This window comes from Bacillus sp. Bos-x628, from assembly GCF_040500475.1.
Lineage (GTDB): Bacteria > Bacillota > Bacilli > Bacillales > Bacillaceae > Bacillus > Bacillus maqinnsis.
Genome location: NZ_CP159358.1, coordinates 1,626,468 through 1,646,211 on the forward strand (window position 1 = coordinate 1,626,468; position 19,744 = coordinate 1,646,211).

Sequence of the window (19,744 nt, forward strand, 5' to 3'; positions counted from 1 at the left end):
TATCAACATGTTCAAAAATTATTCTGCCGTTTCACACCATTTCACAATCGTGCCTGCAATGATTTCGGCGGCTTCTATGACGTGCTCGATGTCGATCGATTCATTTGGATAATGTGCGAGCTCTGTTGTTCCAGGGCCAAACACAATGACAGGTATGTTTGCCGCTTGTGACAACAAGCCTCCATCTGTTCCCCAAGGAGCAGCTTCTACTTTTGGCGGCTTCTTTCGCACCTCTTCGTATTGTTCTTTTAATAAATCTAAAAGCGGATGCTGGGAATCAATTGAACCTGGAAGCCATCTTGCACCAAACCACTCGACTTCCACAGGGTGATCCTTGAACCATTCATCCTTTTCAGAAAGACCCGCAACCCAATTCTTTAACTCCTCTTCTGCTTGCTCAACCGTCTCGCCTGGCATCACACCTAATCTGCCTTCCATTGTCACAAGGTCTGCTACAGAAGACGGCCAGTCACCGCCTTGAATCTTTCCAATGTTGATCGGGATAGGAATTGGAATATGCTGAAATAGCGGCTCGGTGATTCGCTTATTTCTTTCTTCTTCAAGTGCTGCTATATGTGAAAGAACGATGGTACTCTTTTCAATTGCAGACACCCCGTGATATCTTGTTCCGCCATGAGCTGCACGCCCTTTAATGTGAAGCCTGAACCACTTAGAGCCTTGCTGAATCGGAAAAATTTTCATATGACTTGGCTCAGGAATAATGGCAGCATCTGCTGTATATCCCTTGAGTATCGCCGCAAGTGTACCTGCACCGCCGCTTTCTTCTTCAACAACACTATGGAACACAACATCTCCTTTCAGCGGAATATGGAGTGTATGAAGTGCCTCAAGTGCAAAGAGTAAAGAAACGTTCCCACCTTTCATATCTGTTGCCCCGCGTCCATAGAGTCTCCCACCTATGATATGCCCGCTGTAAGGTGGATATGTCCATTGATTCAAATCTCCTTCTGGCACCACATCTACGTGTCCGTTTAATAATATAGATTTGCCATTCCCCTTCCCTTTCAATCTCCCAGCGACATTAGGGCTCCCTTTAAATGAACGCCGAGGTGAATAAAAATAGGGGTGATCCAGCAATTCATTGCCGCCTATTTCCCAAATTTCTGTATCAAAGCCAATCGCTGAAAGTGTATCCGCAACGATTTGCTGCACTTCTTTTTCATTTCCTTGTGTGCTGTCACATTGAACCATTCGCTGAAGGAGCTCAATGGCTTTCTCTTGGTGATCTCTCATCCACTTTCTAATACGTGTGATTGGTTGCACTTTGGGTCATCCTTTCTACACAACAGACTTGACATCAGGAGCTAGGATTAAAGGTGCTTCTGTCGCTCTGATGACATCTTCCGGTTGATATGGAGGCATAACTTCACGTAAGATCAAAAGCTGAGACTTGACCTCAATAACAGCCATATCGGTAATGATCAGATCCACACAAGCTTTAGCGGTTAAAGGCAGTGTACATGTCGACTTCACCTTTGACTGACCATGTTTATCGAGATGACTCATCACCACCACGACTTTTTTGGCTTTTTGCGCCAGTTCGATCGCTCCGCCCATACCAGGTACTCTTTTTCCCGGAACAATCCAATTCGCAAGATCGCCCTGACTGCTTACTTCAAGTGCACCTAATATCGTCATGTCCAGCAACCCTTTTCGAATGATGCCAAAAGCGGTTGTGCTGTCCATATAAGAGCCGCCTTGTTTTAAAGTAATCGGGAAACCGCCTGCATTGCATAAATTCGGATCTTCTTCGCCGCTTACAGGAGAAGCTCCCGCCCCCATAATGCCATTTTCCGCATGTAGCCACACATGATCATGTGCAGGAATATATTCTGCAGCGAGTGTCGGAATCCCGATGCCGAGATTGACAATCATGCCGTCATCTATTTCCTGCGCCGCTCTCTTGGCAATTCGATGTCTTACATCGATGTCTCCCATGCCCATGTCCAGTTCACTCCTTTTGATTGCACGATCTGATCTACAAATACGCCGGGTGTCACAATTTCCTCTGGGTGAAGACGCCCAATCGGCACAATTTCTTCAACTTCCGCAATGGTCCAATCTCCCGCCATCGCCACAATAGGGTTCGTATTCCGTGCACTTTTATCAAAGATAAGATTTCCTGCTTCATCCGCTTTTAAGGCATTGACGATGGCGATGTCTGCTGTCAGTGCAGGCTCAAGGATATATTCCTTCCCATTTAACGGAACCAATTGCTTCTCTTCTAGATTGATACTATCCATCCCTACATCTGTCACAATACCGGCAAGACCCATACCTCCCGCTCTTATTTTTTCCGCTAGAATGCCTTGCGGGTAAAAAAGAACCTCTAATGTACCGGCCTGCATTTTCTGCCCAGCAATCGGATTTGATCCAATATGGGACGCAATCAATTTCTTGACTCTGCCTTCTGTTATTAACCGTCCGACCCCAATTTGAGGAAATCCCGCATCGTTTCCGATCAATGTCAAATCTTTCATATTCGCTTCAAGAAGGGCATCAATTAAAGATGGCGGTGAACCAACTCCGCCAAATCCGCCAAACATGATCGTCATTCCATCTTTAAAACGTGTGATCACTTCATCAAATTCTGCAATTTTATTCATTCTCTTTCCTCCCTACATCGCAGATGGGAAAAACCCTCGATTGATCACTTCTTGCTCTACTTGCGTTATCGTTTGTCCGAATAAATGAAGGAGTTCTTCCATTTCCTGCTGTGTGATGGTCAGCGGCGGCGCAATCATAATGGCAGCCCCTCCAATCCCGTCTTCTCCAGCACTTGCCGGATAAACCAGCAACCCATTTTGTTTTGCCGTTTCGACCACCAACCTCGTCATTTGAGCATGTGCGGGAAACGGGGTTTTGGCCAATTGATCTGCTACAAATTCGACGCCGATGAATAGCCCCTTCCCTCTCACATCTCCAATGATGAAATGGTTCGCTTGTAAATCCTTTAATGCGTTCATTAAATATCGTCCTGACATATCGGCTCGTTCTGTGAGTTGATGCTTTTTCATATAACGGATAACAGCAAGTGACACAGCGGCTGAAAGCGGATTGGCACTATACGTATGCCCTGCCATCACTGAGGCTGACCCATTGAGAATAGGTGCCATCACATGATCTGCCGCTACTGTTGCTGCAATCGGTGAATAACCCGCACTCATTCCTTTGCCGAGTACCATCATATCCGGCACGACACCCCAGTGCTCCATTGCGAACATTTTCCCAGTTCGTCCAAAGCCTGTCATCACTTCATCTGCAATCAATAAAATATCGTTTTCCTCACAGACATGTTTCATTGCCTTAAAATACCCGTCTGGCGGAACAAGCGCCGCTCCAGCAGCGCCCACAATGGGTTCTGCAATAAAAGCGGCAATTCTATCTTTTCCTAAACGCTGGATGACTGTTTTTAATTCCTGCACATACCACTCGACCTGTTTACTCTCTTCTTTTGGCAGCCATGAGCGATAGGCATACGGAGGAGATAATACAGGGTGCTTCTCAAGCAGTGGTTCAAAGCGCGCTCTCCTTGCAATATGACCTGACATCGACAGGGCGCCAAGTGTGATGCCATGATAACTCATCCACCTCGAAATGATGTGATTCTTTTCTGTTTTTCCTTGCTCCTGCCAGTGCTGAATCGCTATTTTCATTGCTGTCTCCGTTGCCTCTGAACCGCTCCCTACAAAAAAAGACCAGTTCAGATTGCCTGGGCAAAGCGTACTCAATTCATAAGCCAATGCTTCCGCTGGTTCATTTGTAAATTGCGACCTGTACGTAAAACTCACTTTTTTCGCTTGCTCAGTCATGGCTTCAATCATTTCTGGTATGCCATGTCCAATACTTGCTGTGACCGCACCAGATGAACCATCTAAATATTTTTTTCCTTCCCGATCATATAAGTAAATCCCCTCTCCTTTCACAGCCACAGGATAATCCTGATTCAACATCGGTTTGATTAAGTAATCCCGGGTCTCCACTTTGTCATTCCTCCCTCTCTCGAAAGTAGCTGCACATTTCTTTTCGCATGAATCGTTAGAAAATTTTGTATAATTGTTATAAGATTAGCTTAATCAAGAGGGCAGTCATCCTCCATTCGCCACATGCCCGAATTTCACACGCATTTTTTATACATTGTGTATAAAAGGGGTCAAAAGGAGGTCATAAGTCTATGGCGATTTTCGTCAAAGATGCACTCTCGCTCGATATCATGAAGGAAACAAAACTGCTAGCCGGACAAAATGGACTGGAGCGCCTGATTCAGTGGGTGACCATTGTGGAAATCATCGAAGATACATCAAGGCTGTCAGAAGGTGAGTTACTTGTAACGACTGGGTTTGGTCTTGCTGAAAATGAAGAAAGAAGACTTCGGCTCAAGCGATTGATTCAGTCTCATCGTCTGTCTGCTATCGCCATTTATAAAGGGGTATATTTAACGGAGATCCCAGCGTCTCTGATTGAAGCGGCCAATGTAAGCGGTATCCCGCTGATCGAAATTCCTTCACATGTGAATTTCTCAGATATTACAAAAGCCATATTAGAGCAAATCGTCAACAGTCAGCTTCATCAACTCAAGTACTCAGCCGCCATTCATCAAAGACTGACTCATTTAAATGTCAGCAACAAAAATGTGACACAAATTACGAATGAGCTTGCGCATTTAACGGCTGCGAATATTGTGGTTCTTGACGTTTTCTTACATCAAACGGCTGCCAGCCTCACCAAAGATGAAGTGACATACTCCCCTTCATTTGGCTTTATGACAGAAAGTGAAACGATTGCGACCAATTCACTTCTCAAACAGGCAGAGGAGAAAGGGCGACTTGTCTTTGAAACAAACGGAGAATTTGTTTTGGCTGCGTGTCCTGTGATTGCAATGGGAGATATTTTTGGGTTTATTGTGGCTTTGAAGAAAAAGAAAGAATGGCATCATCTCGATGCAATTGCCATCGAACATGCCGGAGCAGTGTATGCCATTGAATGGCTAAAACAAAAAGCCATCCAAGATACAGAGGATCAAATGCAAGGTCATCTGTTAGATGATATTTTACAGCAACAATATACAGAAGAAAGCTATGTGATGGAACAAGCTACAAAGCTTCAATACGATATGAATGATGAACAGGTGGTCATCTATGTTCAATTTCAGCATCAGCACACACAGCTAGATCACCAGATGGTGCAACGCCTTTCCCAATTACTCACGTCCATATTTGAACGAAGACAGGTTCCTTTCTTACTAAAGACAAGGCTCGATTCAATTTTTGTATTGACACCGGCGGGGAAAAAAAGCTTTCAGGAAACCGAATGGTATAGGGCGGCGGATGAGTGCCGAAGCACATGGTCTTATTTTTTTCCTGTTCATCCGATTGTGATTGGCATTGGCAAATCCTATGATCAGATCAGTCTCTTTGCAAAAAGTGCAAAAGAAGCCCAATATGCCGCAAAGCTTCTTCCTCTTCTAAAAACCGACCAAAGCATCATTCATTATCAAAAACTTGGTTTATACGGCATGCTCCTTGAAATGAATGAAGCTGGTATGAATTTGCATGACTTTTACGTGGAGCTCTTAAGTCCATTGCTCTATACAAAAAAACAAGGCGCTGACCTGATCCATACACTCGAAGTGTATTTAACGCATAATGAAAATATTCAAAAATCTGCGGGAGAATTGTTTATCCACCGCCATACATTAAGCTATCGTCTCAAGCAAATTGAAGCAAAGACGGGTTGCAGTCTTAAATCTACTGATGATCGGATGAAGCTGCAGCTAAGCATCATGGCCTACCGTCTATCTGGTCTGCTCGATCAGATGAGAACCATTTCATGATTTGTTTGGCGTTTTCACCCATAGATTCATATCTTCTATTTTGTCAAAAATGTAGCAGTTATTTTGAAAACGCCCTGTATACGTATAGCCAAGCTGATAAAACACTTGATTCATTCCATAGGATAGCGCACGCGCAAGCGAATAAAAGACATAAATATATATAGATTGAAGCTCTTTTTCCAGTGCAAGAATCAAATGATGCATGAATCCTAGTTTCCGATAAGACGGAAGAGTCGCACAATCTGTCAATTCAGCATGTCCATACGTTGCATTGATTTCAGCAGATGCCGCACTCACAATTTGCCCGTCATGTTCAACAACATAAAAAATGGTCCCTTCCTCCATCACCTTTTGGATATAATCCGGCTTGTTCATGGGCGTGGGATATGTTTCGAAGACGGTATCATAGAGCTTAGCAAGCATTTGAGTATCACTTATATTTGCTTTCCTCATAACATAATCATCCTGCCATTTCTCTGGATCGCTTTTGATCGGCTTTTCTTGAATGGATGCCACGATCTCATCTTCTTTGAGCCAATACGGGGATCTCATTCGCTCCTCCGTTAAAAAGAGAGACATCCCGTATGCATCACTTCCAAGAAAGTAATGAGAAAACACCCCTTCAAGCCGAAAGCCTTTTTCTAAGAAAAAAGGCATATGCTCTCGCCTTACTTTCACAATCACCTTAGAAGCCCCACAACCAGCGGCCTCCTGAAGAACAGACTGAATGACATCCCGCACCCTGCCGCTATAATCATCTAATCGAACCCTTTGATTAAATGGGTCGATACAGATTAAAGCAGAAAAGCGCTCGTTCGCAAATTTCTTCAATTGCATCATATACTCATTCCTCTCTTATGATTCTGATTCAACTAAATGATGATAAATTCTTTTATGACCATAATGCCTTCTAAATGAAATCATTGACCTCTTACTACTTCTTCACATTTAAAGACAACCCTTCTCATGATGAAAAGAAGAAAAAACACCTTTCCATTTCATCAGATATATTCCGATGACATAAAAGGTGTTTTTTGTCCAAACTTATTTCTTTACTGCCTTCAGCGCACGGGCGCCAATGTCACGGCGATAGAAAAGACCAGGTTGAATGATTTCTTCAACGGCTTCATATACTCTTGATCTTGCTGCTTCAAACGTATCATCAAATGCTGTTACATTTGCTACACGACCGCCATTTGTCACGAATTGATCGTTTTCTTTCTTCGTTCCTGCATGGAATATGACCACATCTGAAACAGTGGTTTGCAATGCACCGATCGGCATTCCTTTTTCGTAGTCCTCTGGGTAACCCTCTGATGCAAGAACGACACTGACAGCGGCGGTGTCTTTCCACTGTAAGTCCACATTTTTTCCATCTAGAATGTCGAGGAATACTTGAACAAGATCCGATTCAAGACGAGGCAGTACGACCTGTGTTTCAGGGTCGCCAAAGCGTGCATTAAATTCAATGACCTTTGAACCTTCTGGTGTGAGCATTAAGCCCGCATATAAAATCCCTGTAAAAGGGCGTTCTTCCTGCACCATTGCACGAGCCGCTGGCTTTACAATCTCTTCAACGGCTTGTTTCACAATCTCATCTGAAATGTGTGGAACAGGAGAATATGCCCCCATGCCGCCTGTGTTTGGTCCTTTATCATCTTCAAAAGCACGTTTATGATCTTGTGCGATGACCATTGGATACACATTTTCTCCATTGACAAAGGCCATTAATGAAAATTCTTCACCTGTCAAAAATTCTTCAATCACAACGGATGCACTGGCATCGCCAAACTTTTCATCCTCTAAAAAATCATGCAGGCAATCGATTGCTTCTTCGAGTGTCATTGCGACTGTCACGCCTTTTCCTGCTGCAAGACCGTCTGCTTTAATGACAATCGGCGCGCCTTTTTCCTCAACATATGCCTTCGCCTTTTCAAATGAAGTAAAGGTCGCATAAGCGGCTGTTGGAATATCATAATTTTTCATTAAATCCTTGGCAAATTCCTTTGAACCTTCAATGACTGCAGCTTTTGCATTAGGTCCAAATACTTTTAGACCTGATTGTTCGAATGCATCCACAATGCCTGCAATTAAAGGAACCTCCGGACCAATGACGGTTAAACCGATATCATTTTCTTTTGCAAAGCGAATTAACGCCTCATGATCGCCTTCGTCGATCGGTACAAGACTTGCGACGCTTGTCATTCCATCATTGCCAGGTGCGACAAATACTTGGCTGACAAGCTCACTTTGATTTACTTTCCATGCGATCGTATGCTCTCTTCCGCCTCTGCCGATAATTAATACGTTCACACTGTCATCCCCTTTTAATGTTTGAAATGTCTCACGCCAGTGAAAACCATGGCGATGCCGTATTCATCTGCCTTTTGAATCGATTCTTCATCACGAATCGATCCACCCGGTTGTATAATCGCTGTCACGCCTGCCTTTGCAGCAGCTTCCACCGTATCGCCCATTGGGAAGAAAGCATCAGAGCCTAGCGCACTTCCTTTCGCTTTTTCTCCCGCCTGCTCAATCGCTATTTTAGCAGAACCTACACGATTCATTTGACCAGCGCCAATTCCTACTGTCATTTGATCCTTTGCAAGCACAATTGCATTTGATTTCACGTGTTTCACGACTTTCCAAGCTAGCTTTAAGTCTTTCCATTCATCTTCAGTTGGTTCTCTTTTCGTTGGAATGGAGATGGTAGCTTCCTCTAAGCCGTATGTGTCGATCTCTTGAATGAGCAGTCCGCCATGTACACTCGTTAGCTGCTTTTCTTTCTTCTGAAGATCAGCTTGAACATCTAGTGTTAATAGACGAAGATTCTTTTTCGCTGTTAACACATCAAGCGCTTCTTGGCTAAACGATGGTGCAATGATGATTTCTAAGAAAATCGTATGAAGAACTTCAGCCGTTTGTTTATCTACTTCACGGTTTAGAGCGACAATGCCGCCAAAGATAGACGTTTCATCTGCTTTGAATGCACGGTCAAATGCTTCTGCAATCGTCTCTCCTGTACCAACTCCACATGGATTCATATGCTTTACTGCTACCGCTGCAGGTTCGGTAAATTCTCGTACAATTTGGAGTGCAGCATCTGCATCTTTGATATTGTTATAGGAAAGTTCTTTCCCATGTAATTGTACAGCCGTTGCTAAAGACCCTTTGCTTGGGAGCGCATGTTGATAGAATGTCGCTGCTTGATGCGGGTTTTCTCCATAACGCAAGGATTGTTTTTTCTCAAAAGTGACCGTGAACTGTTCTGGCTCCGTTTCGCCAACATAAGTCGTGAGATAATCAGCAATTAGGGCATCATATGCTGCTGTATGACGGAATACTTTTGCTGCCAGCTCACGTTTTTTCTCTAACGAAACGCCGCCTTCTTTTAATTGCTGAATCACTGAATCATAATCACTCGGATCGACGATGACCGTAACGTCTTGATGATTTTTAGATGCAGCACGAAGCATGCCCGGTCCGCCAATATCAATGTTTTCAATGGCTTCTTCATATGTCACATCTTCTTTTGAAATGGTTTCTTTGAATGGATACAGGTTCACCACGACAAGATCAATCGGCTGAATGCCATGCTTTTCGATTTGTGCCATATGGTCATCGTTTCCTCTTACTGCTAAAAGACCACCGTGAATGTTTGGATGAAGGGTCTTGAGTCGTCCGTCCATGATCTCTGGAAATCCTGTTACCTCAGATATACCAATCACATCAATGCCGTTTTCTTGAAGAAGCTTATGTGTACCTCCAGTTGAAATCACTTCAACGCCAAGTTCAGTTAATTCTTTCACAAAAGGAACAATATTCGTTTTATCAGAAACACTGATTAATGCGCGTTTGATCGTCATGCCTTCGCCACCTCATTCAGATAATTCTAAAAGTGATTTGATCACTTTTGGATATAATGTATGTTCTAGTTCATGTATTCTTTTTTCAATTGTTTCAAGGTCTTCTCCTTGTTCAATGTGAATCGCTGCCTGATCAATAATCGGCCCGGTATCCATACCTTCATCGACAAAATGGACAGTGATCCCTGCCACTTTGACGCCTGCTTGATACGCCTGTCCAATGGCATCAAGTCCTGGGAATGCCGGTAATAAAGACGGATGAATATTCACGATTTTTCCTCGGTACGCTTCAAGTAAAGTTGGACCAATGAGTCTCATATAACCCGCTAGGAAAATCCATTCCACTTCATGCAATTGGAGCTGTTCAATGATCGCTTTTTCAAAAGCCGCTTTGTTTGGATAGGACTTCGGTCTGAAAGCAAATGACGGGATGCCCTCTTTCTCTGCTCGTTCTAATACCTTCGCACCCGGCTTATCACAAATAACAAGTGCAACCTCTGCCTGCCATTGTTCTTCCTTTAACGTATCTATAATCGCTTGAAAATTCGTCCCGCTTCCAGAGGCGAAGATCGCAAACTTCTTCATGAGAGGCTTCCACCGCCGAACTTGACACCTTCTCCTTTTTGAACACGCCCAATGAGAAATGCTTTCTCTCCGTCTTTTTCAAGACCGCTGATTACATCCACTAAATGCTCCTCTTTCACAGCTAAGACGAAGCCAATGCCCATATTAAAGACATTAAACATGTCTTCCGCCTTCAATTGCCCTTTTTCCTGAATGAATGAGAAAATAGGCGGAACTGGCCATGAGCCGTTGTCAATCTCAACGCCAAGACCTTCTGGCATCATACGCGGCAAGTTTTCAATGAAGCCGCCGCCAGTGACATGTGCCATGCCGTCGACCTTGCCGGCTTTCACTTGTTTTAGTACAGGCTTCACATAAATTTTCGTTGGTTCAAGCAGTTCTTCTCCTAGCGGTCTTGTAAAAGGTTCATACGTTTGATGAAGGTCAAGACCTGCATCTTCCAGCAATATTTTGCGGACGAGTGAGTAGCCGTTACTATGAATGCCGCTTGAACTGAGTCCGATCAGCAGATGACCTTCTTTGATGTTGTCTCCTGTGACGATTTCATCTTTTTCAACCACACCTACTGAAAAACCAGCAATATCATATTCGTCTTCCGTATATAGACCCGGCATTTCTGCTGTCTCTCCACCTACAAGTGCTGAACCTGACTGCTCACAGCCGTCAGCAACACCTTTGACAATGGCTTCAATTTTTAGAGGATCTGCTTTTCCCACAGCTAAGTAATCTAAGAAAAACAGCGGTTCTGCTCCTTGTGCTAACACATCGTTGACGCACATTGCGACCGCATCTATACCGATCGTATCATGCTGATCCATCATAAAAGCAAGCTTTAATTTCGTTCCAACACCGTCTGTCCCCGATACAAGAACGGGCTTTTTGTATGGCAGTTCGGATAAATCAAACATACCGCCAAAACCGCCTAAAGCACCCATAACACCCGCTCTTTTTGTACGTTCCACGTGTGTTTTCATCCGTTTGACCGCTTCGTAACCTGCTTCGATGTCAACACCGGCGTTTTTATATGCTTCTGACATCCCATTCACTCCTTTTATCCGCTTTTTTCAATTTAATTCAGGCAGAATGAAAGAGCAGCATATCAAACCCTCTTGACTGCTGCTCGATTATTCGATTATTTCGTCAGTACTGTTTCCTTCACATGCGGAAGGACAGTGTCTTCATAAATTTCAGTCGGATATTTTCCAGTAAAACATGCCAAACATTGACCACGCTGCGGATCATCATACTTTCTGCCAATCCCGTTCATTAACCCTTCTACAGATAAAAAAGCAATGGAATCTGCGCCGATTTCCTGTCTAATTTCTTCTACTGAGTGAGAAGAAGCAATCAGCTCTTCGTGTGTCGATGTATCAATTCCATAAAAACACGGATGTGCGATTGGCGGTGAACTAATGCGAACATGCACTTCTGTTGCACCAGCTTCTCTTAGCATGGTAACAATTCGGCGGCTTGTTGTACCGCGAACGATCGAATCATCCACCATCACGACTCGCTTCCCTTCGACAACACCACGTACAGCAGAAAGTTTCATACGTACGCCCTGCTCACGTAATGATTGAGATGGCTGAATAAATGTCCGGCCAACATAACGATTTTTGATTAAACCAAGCTCATATGGAATGCCTGTTGCTTCTGCATAACCAATCGCTGCGGAAATACTAGAATCAGGTACACCTGTGACAACATCTGCTTCAACATGTGCTTCCTCTGCAAGCTTCTTACCGAGATTCTTTCTTGCACTATGCACATTGATTTCATTGATATTGCTGTCTGGTCTTGAGAAATAAATGTATTCCATGCTACACATACTGCGATTAATGTTCATTGAGAAGCGTTCAGATTTCAGTCCTTCGTCATTAATGATCAGCATTTCACCAGGCTCAACATCTCTTAAGTACGTTGCACCGACGACATCAAAAGCACATGTTTCAGAAGCGATAACATAAGCGTCTCCAAGCATGCCAATCGAAAGTGGACGTAAGCCGTTCGGATCGAGCGCAACAATCATTTCAGTTTCCGTCATAATTAAGAAAGCATATGCTCCTTTAAGCATGGAAAGGGCATTTTTAATCTGATCTTTTAAATTCACATATCCGCTTCGCTTAATTAAGTGGGCGAGCACCTCTGTATCAGAGGATGTTTGGAAGATACTCCCTTGGTTTTCAAGCTGCTGTTTTAACTGTGTGGCATTGACCAAATTGCCGTTATGAGCAAGTGCAAGACTTCCGTTATTTTGCGAGCGGAAGAAGAGGGGCTGCACATTCTCAAAGCCGCCTCCGCCTGCTGTTGCATAACGAACATGCCCGATCGCGCCTCTTCCTTTTAACTGCTTCAGTTCACCATTTTGAAATACTTCCGTAATCAGTCCAAGACCTTTGTGTGACGAAAGTTTTTCACCATCTGTTGCAATAATTCCCGCACCTTCTTGCCCTCGGTGCTGAAGGCTATGCAATCCGTAGTAAGTGATTTGAGGAGCTTCGGCATGCCCCCAAATTCCAAAGACACCACACTCTTCGTTTAAGCCTCTGATTTCAGCAAGCATGGGATCGCTCCTTTCCATGCGCTTTCAAGCTCGTGAACAGGCGCATGAATCCATTGTTGTCCATCCTGATTCTTTATTGAAAGTACTCCATCATTTGTGACCGTTCCTACCTCTTTTGCATCCTTCACTGCCTCAGCAAATGCAGTGCGGTGCTCTCGTTTCACTGTGACAACAAAACGTGATTGTGTCTCACTGAATAATGATGCTTGACAGCTTAAATCGATTTGGATATCGGCTCCAAGACCGCCCGTACCAAACGTGCTCTCCGCAAGTGCAACACCAAGTCCGCCTTCAGACACATCATGTGCTGATTGAACAAGTCCATTTTGAATCGCAGCTAGAAGGGCTTCTTGACGTGCAAGCTCTACTGTCAAATCAATTTCCGGTGCTTTTCCGTAGATGCGTCCCTCTGTCATCTTTTGAAGCTCACTGCCTGCATATTCTTCCTTCGTCTCACCAATGACGAAAATCACATCGCCAGCCTGCTTAAAGGATTGTGTTGTAATATGTGCTATATCTTCAACCAAACCAACCATACCGATGACCGGTGTTGGGTAGATCGCTTTTCCATTTGATTCATTATATAATGACACGTTACCACCGATGACCGGTGTGTTCAGGGTGCGGCACGCTTCACTAATACCGTCGGCAGATTTTTCGATTTGCCAGAAAATCTCTGGTTTCTCCGGGTTACCAAAGTTCAGGTTATCTGTCACTGCAAGCGGGCGAGCACCTGAGCAGACAATGTTACGTGCTGCTTCTGCGACTGCAATTTTACCGCCTACCTCTGGATCAAGATAGAGATAACGTGCATTACAGTCTGTTGTCATCGCAAGCGCTTTTTTCGTCCCGCGAATTCTAAGGACACCGGCATCAGAACCCGGCGCAACCACTGTGTTTGTACGAACCATGTAGTCGTATTGATCGTATACCCATTCTTTGCTTGCAATCGTCGGCTGCTGCAGAAGCTGTTTTAATGTATGAGCTGCATCTGTGATCTTAGGTGCTTCTGCCTTTGTCTCTAAGAACTCACGATAGTAAGCAGGCTCACTTGAAGGCTTGTGATAAACTGGCGCTTCTTCTGCAAGAGCATCAACTGGAAGCTCACATACCACTTCACCTTGATGAATTAGTCGAAGCATTTTATCATCTGTCACACGACCAACTGATACAGCTTCCAAGTCATATTTTTTAAAAATATCAATGATTTCTTGTTCACGACCTTTTTCAATGACCAAAAGCATTCTCTCTTGTGATTCAGACAGCATCATTTCGTATGCCGTCATGCCTGTTTCACGTTGCGGGATGAGGTCTAGGTTCATCTCAATACCAGAGCCTGCTTTACTCGCCATTTCTGCACTTGAGCTTGTTAAACCAGCGGCTCCCATATCTTGAATCCCAACGAGTGCATCGTTTTTGATGACTTCAAGGCACGCTTCAAGCAACAGCTTTTCCATGAAAGGATCGCCCACTTGGACAGCTGAACGCTTTTCTTCTGATTCATCAGAAAATTCTTCAGATGCAAATGTCGCCCCGTGAATGCCGTCACGGCCTGTTTTTGCGCCAACGTACATGACTGTGTTGCCGACGCCTTTGGCTTGCCCTTTTTTAATATCCTCATGGTTAATCAAACCGACACACATTGCATTGACGAGCGGGTTACCTTCATAACTTTCATCAAAGTGAACTTCTCCACCTACTGTTGGGATGCCGATACAGTTTCCATAGCCTGCAATCCCTGCCACTACTTCTTCAAACAAGTACTTCACGCGTGGTGAAGTCAGTTCACCAAAACGAAGAGAGTTTAAAACAGCAATTGGACGTGCACCCATAGAGAAGACATCTCGGATGATACCGCCGACACCTGTTGCTGCTCCTTGATATGGTTCAATCGCAGAGGGATGGTTATGTGATTCGATTTTAAATACAACCGCTTGATTGTCTCCAATATCAACAATTCCAGCGCCTTCCCCAGGACCTTGAAGGACATGTTCTCCTTTTGTCGGGAATTTGCTTAAAACAGGCTTAGAGTTTTTATAACTGCAATGCTCAGACCACATAACGGAAAAGATACCCGTTTCTGTGTAGTTCGGCAGCCTACCAATAATGGATTCGATTAAAGCAAATTCTTCATCACTCAATCCCATTTGCTGATACAATTTCTCTTCTTTAATTTGCTTGTGACTTGGTTCAAGCAGTAGTGACATGAGTGTCCCTCCAATTTTTCACGATAGATTGAAACAATTTAAGTCCGTCTGCACTGCCTAGTAATGAATCAACCGCGCGTTCAGGGTGCGGCATCATGCCGAGTACATTGCCCTCTTCATTCGTTACACCTGCAATTCGATTCACACTGCCGTTCATATCCTCTCCGTAAGTGAAGACGATTTGGTTCCGGTCAATGAGCTTCGCTAAAGTGTCTTCATCACAGTAGAAGTTGCCTTCACCATGTGCTACAGGAATCGTAATGGATTCACCTTTTTGATAGCCGCTTGTAAATTGCGTTTTGTTGTTCTCTACAATGAGTTCAACTGGACGACAAATAAATTTCAACCCTTTATTGCGTCTCATCGCACCTGGAAGAATGCCTAACTCCTGAAGAATTTGAAATCCGTTACAAACGCCAAGAACAGGTTTTCCTTCCTCTGCGGCTTTTTTCACAGCTGGCATGATGTTTGAGAAACGGGCAATCGCACCGCATCTTAAATAATCCCCATAAGAGAAACCGCCTGGTATGAGTACACCGTCAAATCCGTCGAGGCTCGTTTCGTCATGCCATACATATTCAACTTGTTCACCTAGCTCATCTTGAATTGCATGGTACATGTCGATATCACAGTTAGAGCCAGGCAAAACAATCACTGCAAACTTCACTGTGCGACAACCTCCTCCACCTCATAGCGGTAATCTTCAATGACCGTATTGGCAAGTAATTTTTCACACATTTCATTGACAACTGTGTCTAAATCACGATCTGATTTTTCAATGACAAGCTCCATGTATTTCCCGATACGAACATCTTTTACTTCTTGATAAGACATACTGTGCAAGGCATGCTGCACTGCACTTCCTTGTGGATCAAGAACGCTCTCTTTTAAGCTGACAAAAATTTTCACTTTATACATGTTTATGGCCTCCAAGTCTTTTGAAAATTTCCTCGTATGCATTCGTTAAGCCGCCCAAGTTTCGTCTGAACACGTCTTTATCAAGCTTTTCATTTGTGTCTTTGTCCCATAGCCTGCACGTATCAGGTGAAATCTCATCAGCCAGCAAAATACGATTCTCGTGATCTATTCCAAATTCAAGCTTGAAATCTATTAAGTTGACATGACAGTCTGAAAAGATTTGTGTTAATTCTTTATTCACTTGTCTTGTGATTTGTTTCATTTCCTCGACTTGCTCCGTTGTCGCTGCGTTTAAAATGCGAATATGATCTTCTGTAATGAGCGGATCACCCAGTGCATCATCTTTGTAGTAGAACTCAATGAGTGGTGTTTCAAGCTTCGTTCCCTCTGGAATCCCGAGGCGCTTAGACATGCTGCCTGCCACAACGTTCCTTACAACAACCTCAAGCGGGATGATTTGCACCTTTTGAATGAGCTGCTCCGTTTCGGAGATGCGTTTCACAAAGTGATTGTTAATCCCTTTCTCATGCAGCCTTTGAAAAATCAAACTGGAAATTTCGTTGTTTAGTCTGCCTTTGCCCTCAATTTCAGCTTTCTTTTCACCGTTAAATGCTGTTGCTGTATCTTTATATTCGACATATAAAATATGTTCGTCATCGGTCTGATAGATTTTTTTCGCTTTGCCTTCATAGAGAAGTGCTTGTTTCACAGTCATTCAGTTCGGCCTCCTAATTTGAATGTTGGCAATTTTCAGGATTGGGCGCCTGACTTTGCAGGTCGCCCATTTCTTACACAAGACCTAGACGTTCGAAAATCATATCGACATTTTTCAAATGATAGTTATAATCAAAGCAGTCAGCGATTTGTTCAGGTGTGAGGCGTGATGTGATTTTCTCTTCTTCTTCTACTAGTGAACGGAATGGAACTTGCTTTTCCCAAGCTTCCATCGCCTTTGGTTGAACGGTGTCATACGCTTCCTCACGTGACATGCCCGTATCAATTAAAGCAAGGAGTACACGTTGTGAATAAATCAAACCAAGTGTACGATCCATGTTGCGTTTCATATTCTCTGGGAAAACCGTCAAGTTTTTCACAATATTGGAGAAACGGTTGAGCATATAGTTAAGTGCAATCGTTGCATCTGGTAAAATGATGCGTTCAGCAGAAGAGTGCGAGATATCACGCTCATGCCAAAGCGGCACATTTTCATAAGCTGTCAGCATATAACCGCGGATGACGCGGGCAATCCCTGTCATGTTTTCAGAGCCAATTGGGTTACGTTTATGCGGCATCGCAGACGATCCTTTTTGTCCCTTTGCGAAAAATTCTTCCACTTCACGTGTTTCACTCTTTTGGAGACCGCGAATCTCAACAGCAAATTTTTCAATGCTTGTTGCAATTAAAGCAAGAGTGGCCATGTAATGTGCATGACGGTCACGCTGCAAGGTTTGGGTCGAGATGGGCGCAGGTTGAATGCCAAGTTTCTCACACACATATTGTTCAACAAACGGGTCAATGTTTGCATATGTGCCAACAGCACCAGAGATTTTACCGAACTCAATGCCGGCTTTCGCTTGTTTAAAACGTTCCAAATTACGCTTCATTTCTTCGTACCAAAGAGCAAGCTTGAGACCAAACGTTGTCGGTTCAGCATGTACACCGTGTGTACGGCCCATCATGACTGTATATTTGTGCTCTTTTGCTTTTTCTTTTAGTATGTCAACAAATCTCTCAATGTCCTTGAGTAAGATATCGTTCGCCTGTTTTAATAAATAAGACAGTGCGGTGTCCACTACGTCTGTAGACGTTAAACCGTAGTGAACCCACTTCTTTTCCTCACCTAGAGATTCAGATACAGCACGCGTAAAGGCAACCACGTCGTGGCGCGTTTCTTGTTCAATCTCTAGAATACGCCCGATATCAAAGTTTGCATTCTTGCGCATTGTGACAACATCTTCTTTCGGAATGATGCCAAGCTCTGCCCAAGCTTCACAAGCGAGAATTTCTACTTCAAGCCATGCGTTAAATTTGTTTTCCTCTGTCCAGATTGCTGACATTTCTGGTCGTGCGTAGCGTTCGATCATTTACCGTTTCCTCCATCTCTTTCAGTCCATATCTTTGTGATGTTTGTCATCCACTCATCGTCGAGTTTTTTCATAAAAGTCATATGCCCCATCTTGCGGCCGGCTTTCACTTCATGTTTCCCGTATAAATAAAGCTTCGCTTCCTTTAAAAGCTCCGGGTGCTCTTCAGGAATAAACATTTCATCGCCTAATAAGTTCACCATCATTCCTTCTGATAAAAGGGCTGTTCCGCCAAGCGGTAAACCGCAGATCGCACGAATGTGCTGTTCAAACTGACTTGTTTCACATAAATCCAATGTATAATGACCAGAATTATGCGGACGGGGTGCCAACTCATTTACGAGCAGCTTCCCTTCGTTTGTTAGAAAAAGTTCAACTGCAAGTGTACCGACTAACTCTAGCTTTTCTGCAAGTGTTGTTGCCAGCCTCTTCGCCTTCTCTTGAATATTGTCATCTACCCTTGCAGGCACAATGCTTTGGAATAGGATGTTGTGTTTATGAATGTTCTCAGCGACCGGGAACACCGCAATTTCTCCATGAACAGAGCGCGTCACAATAACAGATAATTCCATTTGGAAAGGAACCCAGCTTTCTAAAATACATGTACCATGCATGAGCAAGTTTGCGGCTTCATCAAGCTGATTTTTCTCCTTGATGACATACTGACCTTTTCCATCGTAACCGCCTCTGCATGTTTTTAGCACTGCCGGTAAGCCAAGCACATCCGCTGCTTCTGCCAACTCCTTTTGATCATGAATAATTCGGTAAGGCGCTACTTCACAGCCTGAAGCTTCAATTCCTTTTTTTTCGGTTTCACGATTTTGCGTCATCAGAAGAAGCTCACTTCCCTGTGGCAAATACGCCTCTTCCTGCAATTGATTGAGGGCATCATAATCAATATTTTCAAACTCATATGTCACCACATCGCTTAGCTCAGCCAGCTTCCGAATGGCTTCAAGGTCATTATATGCTGCCGTAATCTCTGTATCAGCAACCTGTCCACATGGAGAATGTGTGACTGGATCCACTACAGCCGCTCGGTACCCCATTTGCTTTGCGCTAACAGCCATATATCTGCCAAGCTGTCCTCCGCCGATAATCCCGATTGTTGCGTTTGGAAAAATGGTCTGCTTAGCCAAGCTGATCACTGCTTTCTAGTACAGTCTGTTTTGTTTGTTCTCTTCTATCTTCAAGACAAGCTGCGAGCTCCTCATCAAAGGCCGAGATCATTTGTGCTGCAAGTAACCCTGCATTGGTCGCACCGGCTTTGCCAATTGCGACTGTCGCAACTGGAACACCGCCCGGCATTTGAACGATTGATAATAGGGAATCAAGTCCATTTAGCGCCTTTGATTGAACCGGTACACCAATGACCGGCAGTGTCGTTTTGGCTGCGACCATCCCCGGTAAATGTGCTGCACCTCCTGCGCCAGCAATAATGACCTTTAGTCCTTTACCTCTGGCTTCATTCGCATATTCAAACATTAAATCAGGTGTCCGATGTGCTGAAACAACCTGTTTTTCATACGGAATGTCTAGTTCTTCTAAGATGTCGCACGCATTCTTCATTGTTTCCCAATCAGATGTACTACCCATGATGACACCTACAAGCGGCTTCATTTTGTCCCCACCTTTTAAGCTTATATTTCATTTTGTATCGTTTGACA

General features: G+C 43.9%; 18 protein-coding genes. 1 reads left to right on the plus strand and 17 read right to left on the minus strand.

The genetic code is table 11. The features are described 5' to 3' along the window. Nucleotides 1–18: 18 nt before the first annotated feature. The 4 genes from ABVJ71_RS08560 to ABVJ71_RS08575 are packed head-to-tail and all read right to left on the minus strand — an operon-like array spanning nt 19 to nt 4,004. On the minus strand, nt 19–1,284 hold the full coding sequence (locus tag ABVJ71_RS08560; RefSeq protein ID WP_353853661.1) for a peptidase: 1,266 nt from the start codon (nt 1,282–1,284) through the stop codon (nt 19–21). 15 nt (nt 1,285–1,299) lie between these two features. Continuing rightward, complete coding sequence (locus ABVJ71_RS08565) at nt 1,300–1,965, minus strand: 3-oxoacid CoA-transferase subunit B (protein ID WP_353853662.1); 666 nt, start codon at nt 1,963–1,965, stop codon at nt 1,300–1,302. Next, complete coding sequence (locus tag ABVJ71_RS08570) at nt 1,941–2,627, minus strand: CoA transferase subunit A (RefSeq protein WP_353853663.1); 687 nt, start codon at nt 2,625–2,627, stop codon at nt 1,941–1,943. Before ABVJ71_RS08570 ends, ABVJ71_RS08565 begins: the two co-directional genes overlap by 25 nt. 12 nt (nt 2,628–2,639) lie before the next feature. After that, on the minus strand, nt 2,640–4,004 hold the full coding sequence (locus tag ABVJ71_RS08575) for an aspartate aminotransferase family protein (protein ID WP_353853664.1): 1,365 nt from the start codon (nt 4,002–4,004) through the stop codon (nt 2,640–2,642). Nucleotides 4,005–4,195: 191 nt separating this feature from the next. Here ABVJ71_RS08575 and ABVJ71_RS08580 point away from each other — a divergent pair, with 191 nt between their 5' ends. Next, the gene (locus tag ABVJ71_RS08580; protein ID WP_353853665.1) at nt 4,196–5,854 is read left to right on the plus strand and encodes a PucR family transcriptional regulator ligand-binding domain-containing protein; all 1,659 of its coding nucleotides are present in this window, start codon (nt 4,196–4,198) and stop codon (nt 5,852–5,854) included. On the opposite strand, the gene ablB is transcribed toward ABVJ71_RS08580, so the two are convergent. The 13 genes from ablB to purE all read right to left on the minus strand — a co-directional run bounded on the left by ablB (nt 5,849) and on the right by purE (nt 19,697). Beyond that, on the minus strand, nt 5,849–6,694 hold the full coding sequence (gene ablB / locus ABVJ71_RS08585) for a putative beta-lysine N-acetyltransferase (RefSeq protein ID WP_353853666.1): 846 nt from the start codon (nt 6,692–6,694) through the stop codon (nt 5,849–5,851). The genes ABVJ71_RS08580 and ablB overlap by 6 nt on opposite strands. A gap of 204 nt (nt 6,695–6,898) precedes the next feature. Further along, nucleotides 6,899–8,167 carry a phosphoribosylamine--glycine ligase gene (gene purD / locus ABVJ71_RS08590; RefSeq protein ID WP_353853667.1) on the minus strand — a complete coding sequence of 423 codons (1,269 nt, stop codon included), beginning with the start codon at nt 8,165–8,167 and terminating at the stop codon, nt 6,899–6,901. Between the two features lie 14 nt (nt 8,168–8,181). After that, nucleotides 8,182–9,720, minus strand: coding sequence for a bifunctional phosphoribosylaminoimidazolecarboxamide formyltransferase/IMP cyclohydrolase (gene purH / locus ABVJ71_RS08595; RefSeq protein WP_353853668.1), 1,539 nt, complete (start codon nt 9,718–9,720; stop codon nt 8,182–8,184). Nucleotides 9,721–9,732: 12 nt separating this feature from the next. After that, on the minus strand, nt 9,733–10,305 hold the full coding sequence (gene purN / locus ABVJ71_RS08600; RefSeq protein WP_353853669.1) for a phosphoribosylglycinamide formyltransferase: 573 nt from the start codon (nt 10,303–10,305) through the stop codon (nt 9,733–9,735). After that, a complete protein-coding gene (gene purM / locus ABVJ71_RS08605) occupies nt 10,302–11,342 on the minus strand; it encodes a phosphoribosylformylglycinamidine cyclo-ligase (protein WP_353853670.1) in 1,041 nt (346 codons plus the stop codon). Before purM ends, purN begins: the two co-directional genes overlap by 4 nt. 95 nt (nt 11,343–11,437) lie before the next feature. Further along, on the minus strand, nt 11,438–12,868 hold the full coding sequence (gene purF, locus ABVJ71_RS08610) for an amidophosphoribosyltransferase (protein ID WP_353853671.1): 1,431 nt from the start codon (nt 12,866–12,868) through the stop codon (nt 11,438–11,440). Then, nucleotides 12,844–15,075 carry a phosphoribosylformylglycinamidine synthase subunit PurL gene (purL, locus tag ABVJ71_RS08615; RefSeq protein WP_353853672.1) on the minus strand — a complete coding sequence of 744 codons (2,232 nt, stop codon included), beginning with the start codon at nt 15,073–15,075 and terminating at the stop codon, nt 12,844–12,846. The genes purF and purL overlap by 25 nt, the downstream gene beginning before the upstream one ends. Then, the gene (purQ, locus tag ABVJ71_RS08620; protein WP_353853673.1) at nt 15,059–15,742 is read right to left on the minus strand and encodes a phosphoribosylformylglycinamidine synthase subunit PurQ; all 684 of its coding nucleotides are present in this window, start codon (nt 15,740–15,742) and stop codon (nt 15,059–15,061) included. The genes purL and purQ overlap by 17 nt, the downstream gene beginning before the upstream one ends. Beyond that, nucleotides 15,739–15,993, minus strand: a complete 255-nt coding sequence (gene purS, locus ABVJ71_RS08625) for a phosphoribosylformylglycinamidine synthase subunit PurS (RefSeq protein ID WP_353853674.1) — start codon at nt 15,991–15,993, stop codon at nt 15,739–15,741. Before purS ends, purQ begins: the two co-directional genes overlap by 4 nt. Continuing rightward, nucleotides 15,986–16,708, minus strand: coding sequence for a phosphoribosylaminoimidazolesuccinocarboxamide synthase (purC, locus tag ABVJ71_RS08630; protein ID WP_353853675.1), 723 nt, complete (start codon nt 16,706–16,708; stop codon nt 15,986–15,988). Before purC ends, purS begins: the two co-directional genes overlap by 8 nt. A gap of 73 nt (nt 16,709–16,781) precedes the next feature. Continuing rightward, complete coding sequence (gene purB / locus ABVJ71_RS08635; RefSeq protein WP_353853676.1) at nt 16,782–18,077, minus strand: adenylosuccinate lyase; 1,296 nt, start codon at nt 18,075–18,077, stop codon at nt 16,782–16,784. Then, entirely contained in the window at nt 18,074–19,216 is a 1,143-nt protein-coding gene (purK, locus tag ABVJ71_RS08640) for a 5-(carboxyamino)imidazole ribonucleotide synthase (protein WP_353853677.1), read from the minus strand. Before purK ends, purB begins: the two co-directional genes overlap by 4 nt. Continuing rightward, nucleotides 19,209–19,697, minus strand: a complete 489-nt coding sequence (purE, locus tag ABVJ71_RS08645; protein WP_353853678.1) for a 5-(carboxyamino)imidazole ribonucleotide mutase — start codon at nt 19,695–19,697, stop codon at nt 19,209–19,211. The genes purK and purE overlap by 8 nt, the downstream gene beginning before the upstream one ends. Nucleotides 19,698–19,744 lie beyond the last annotated feature (47 nt).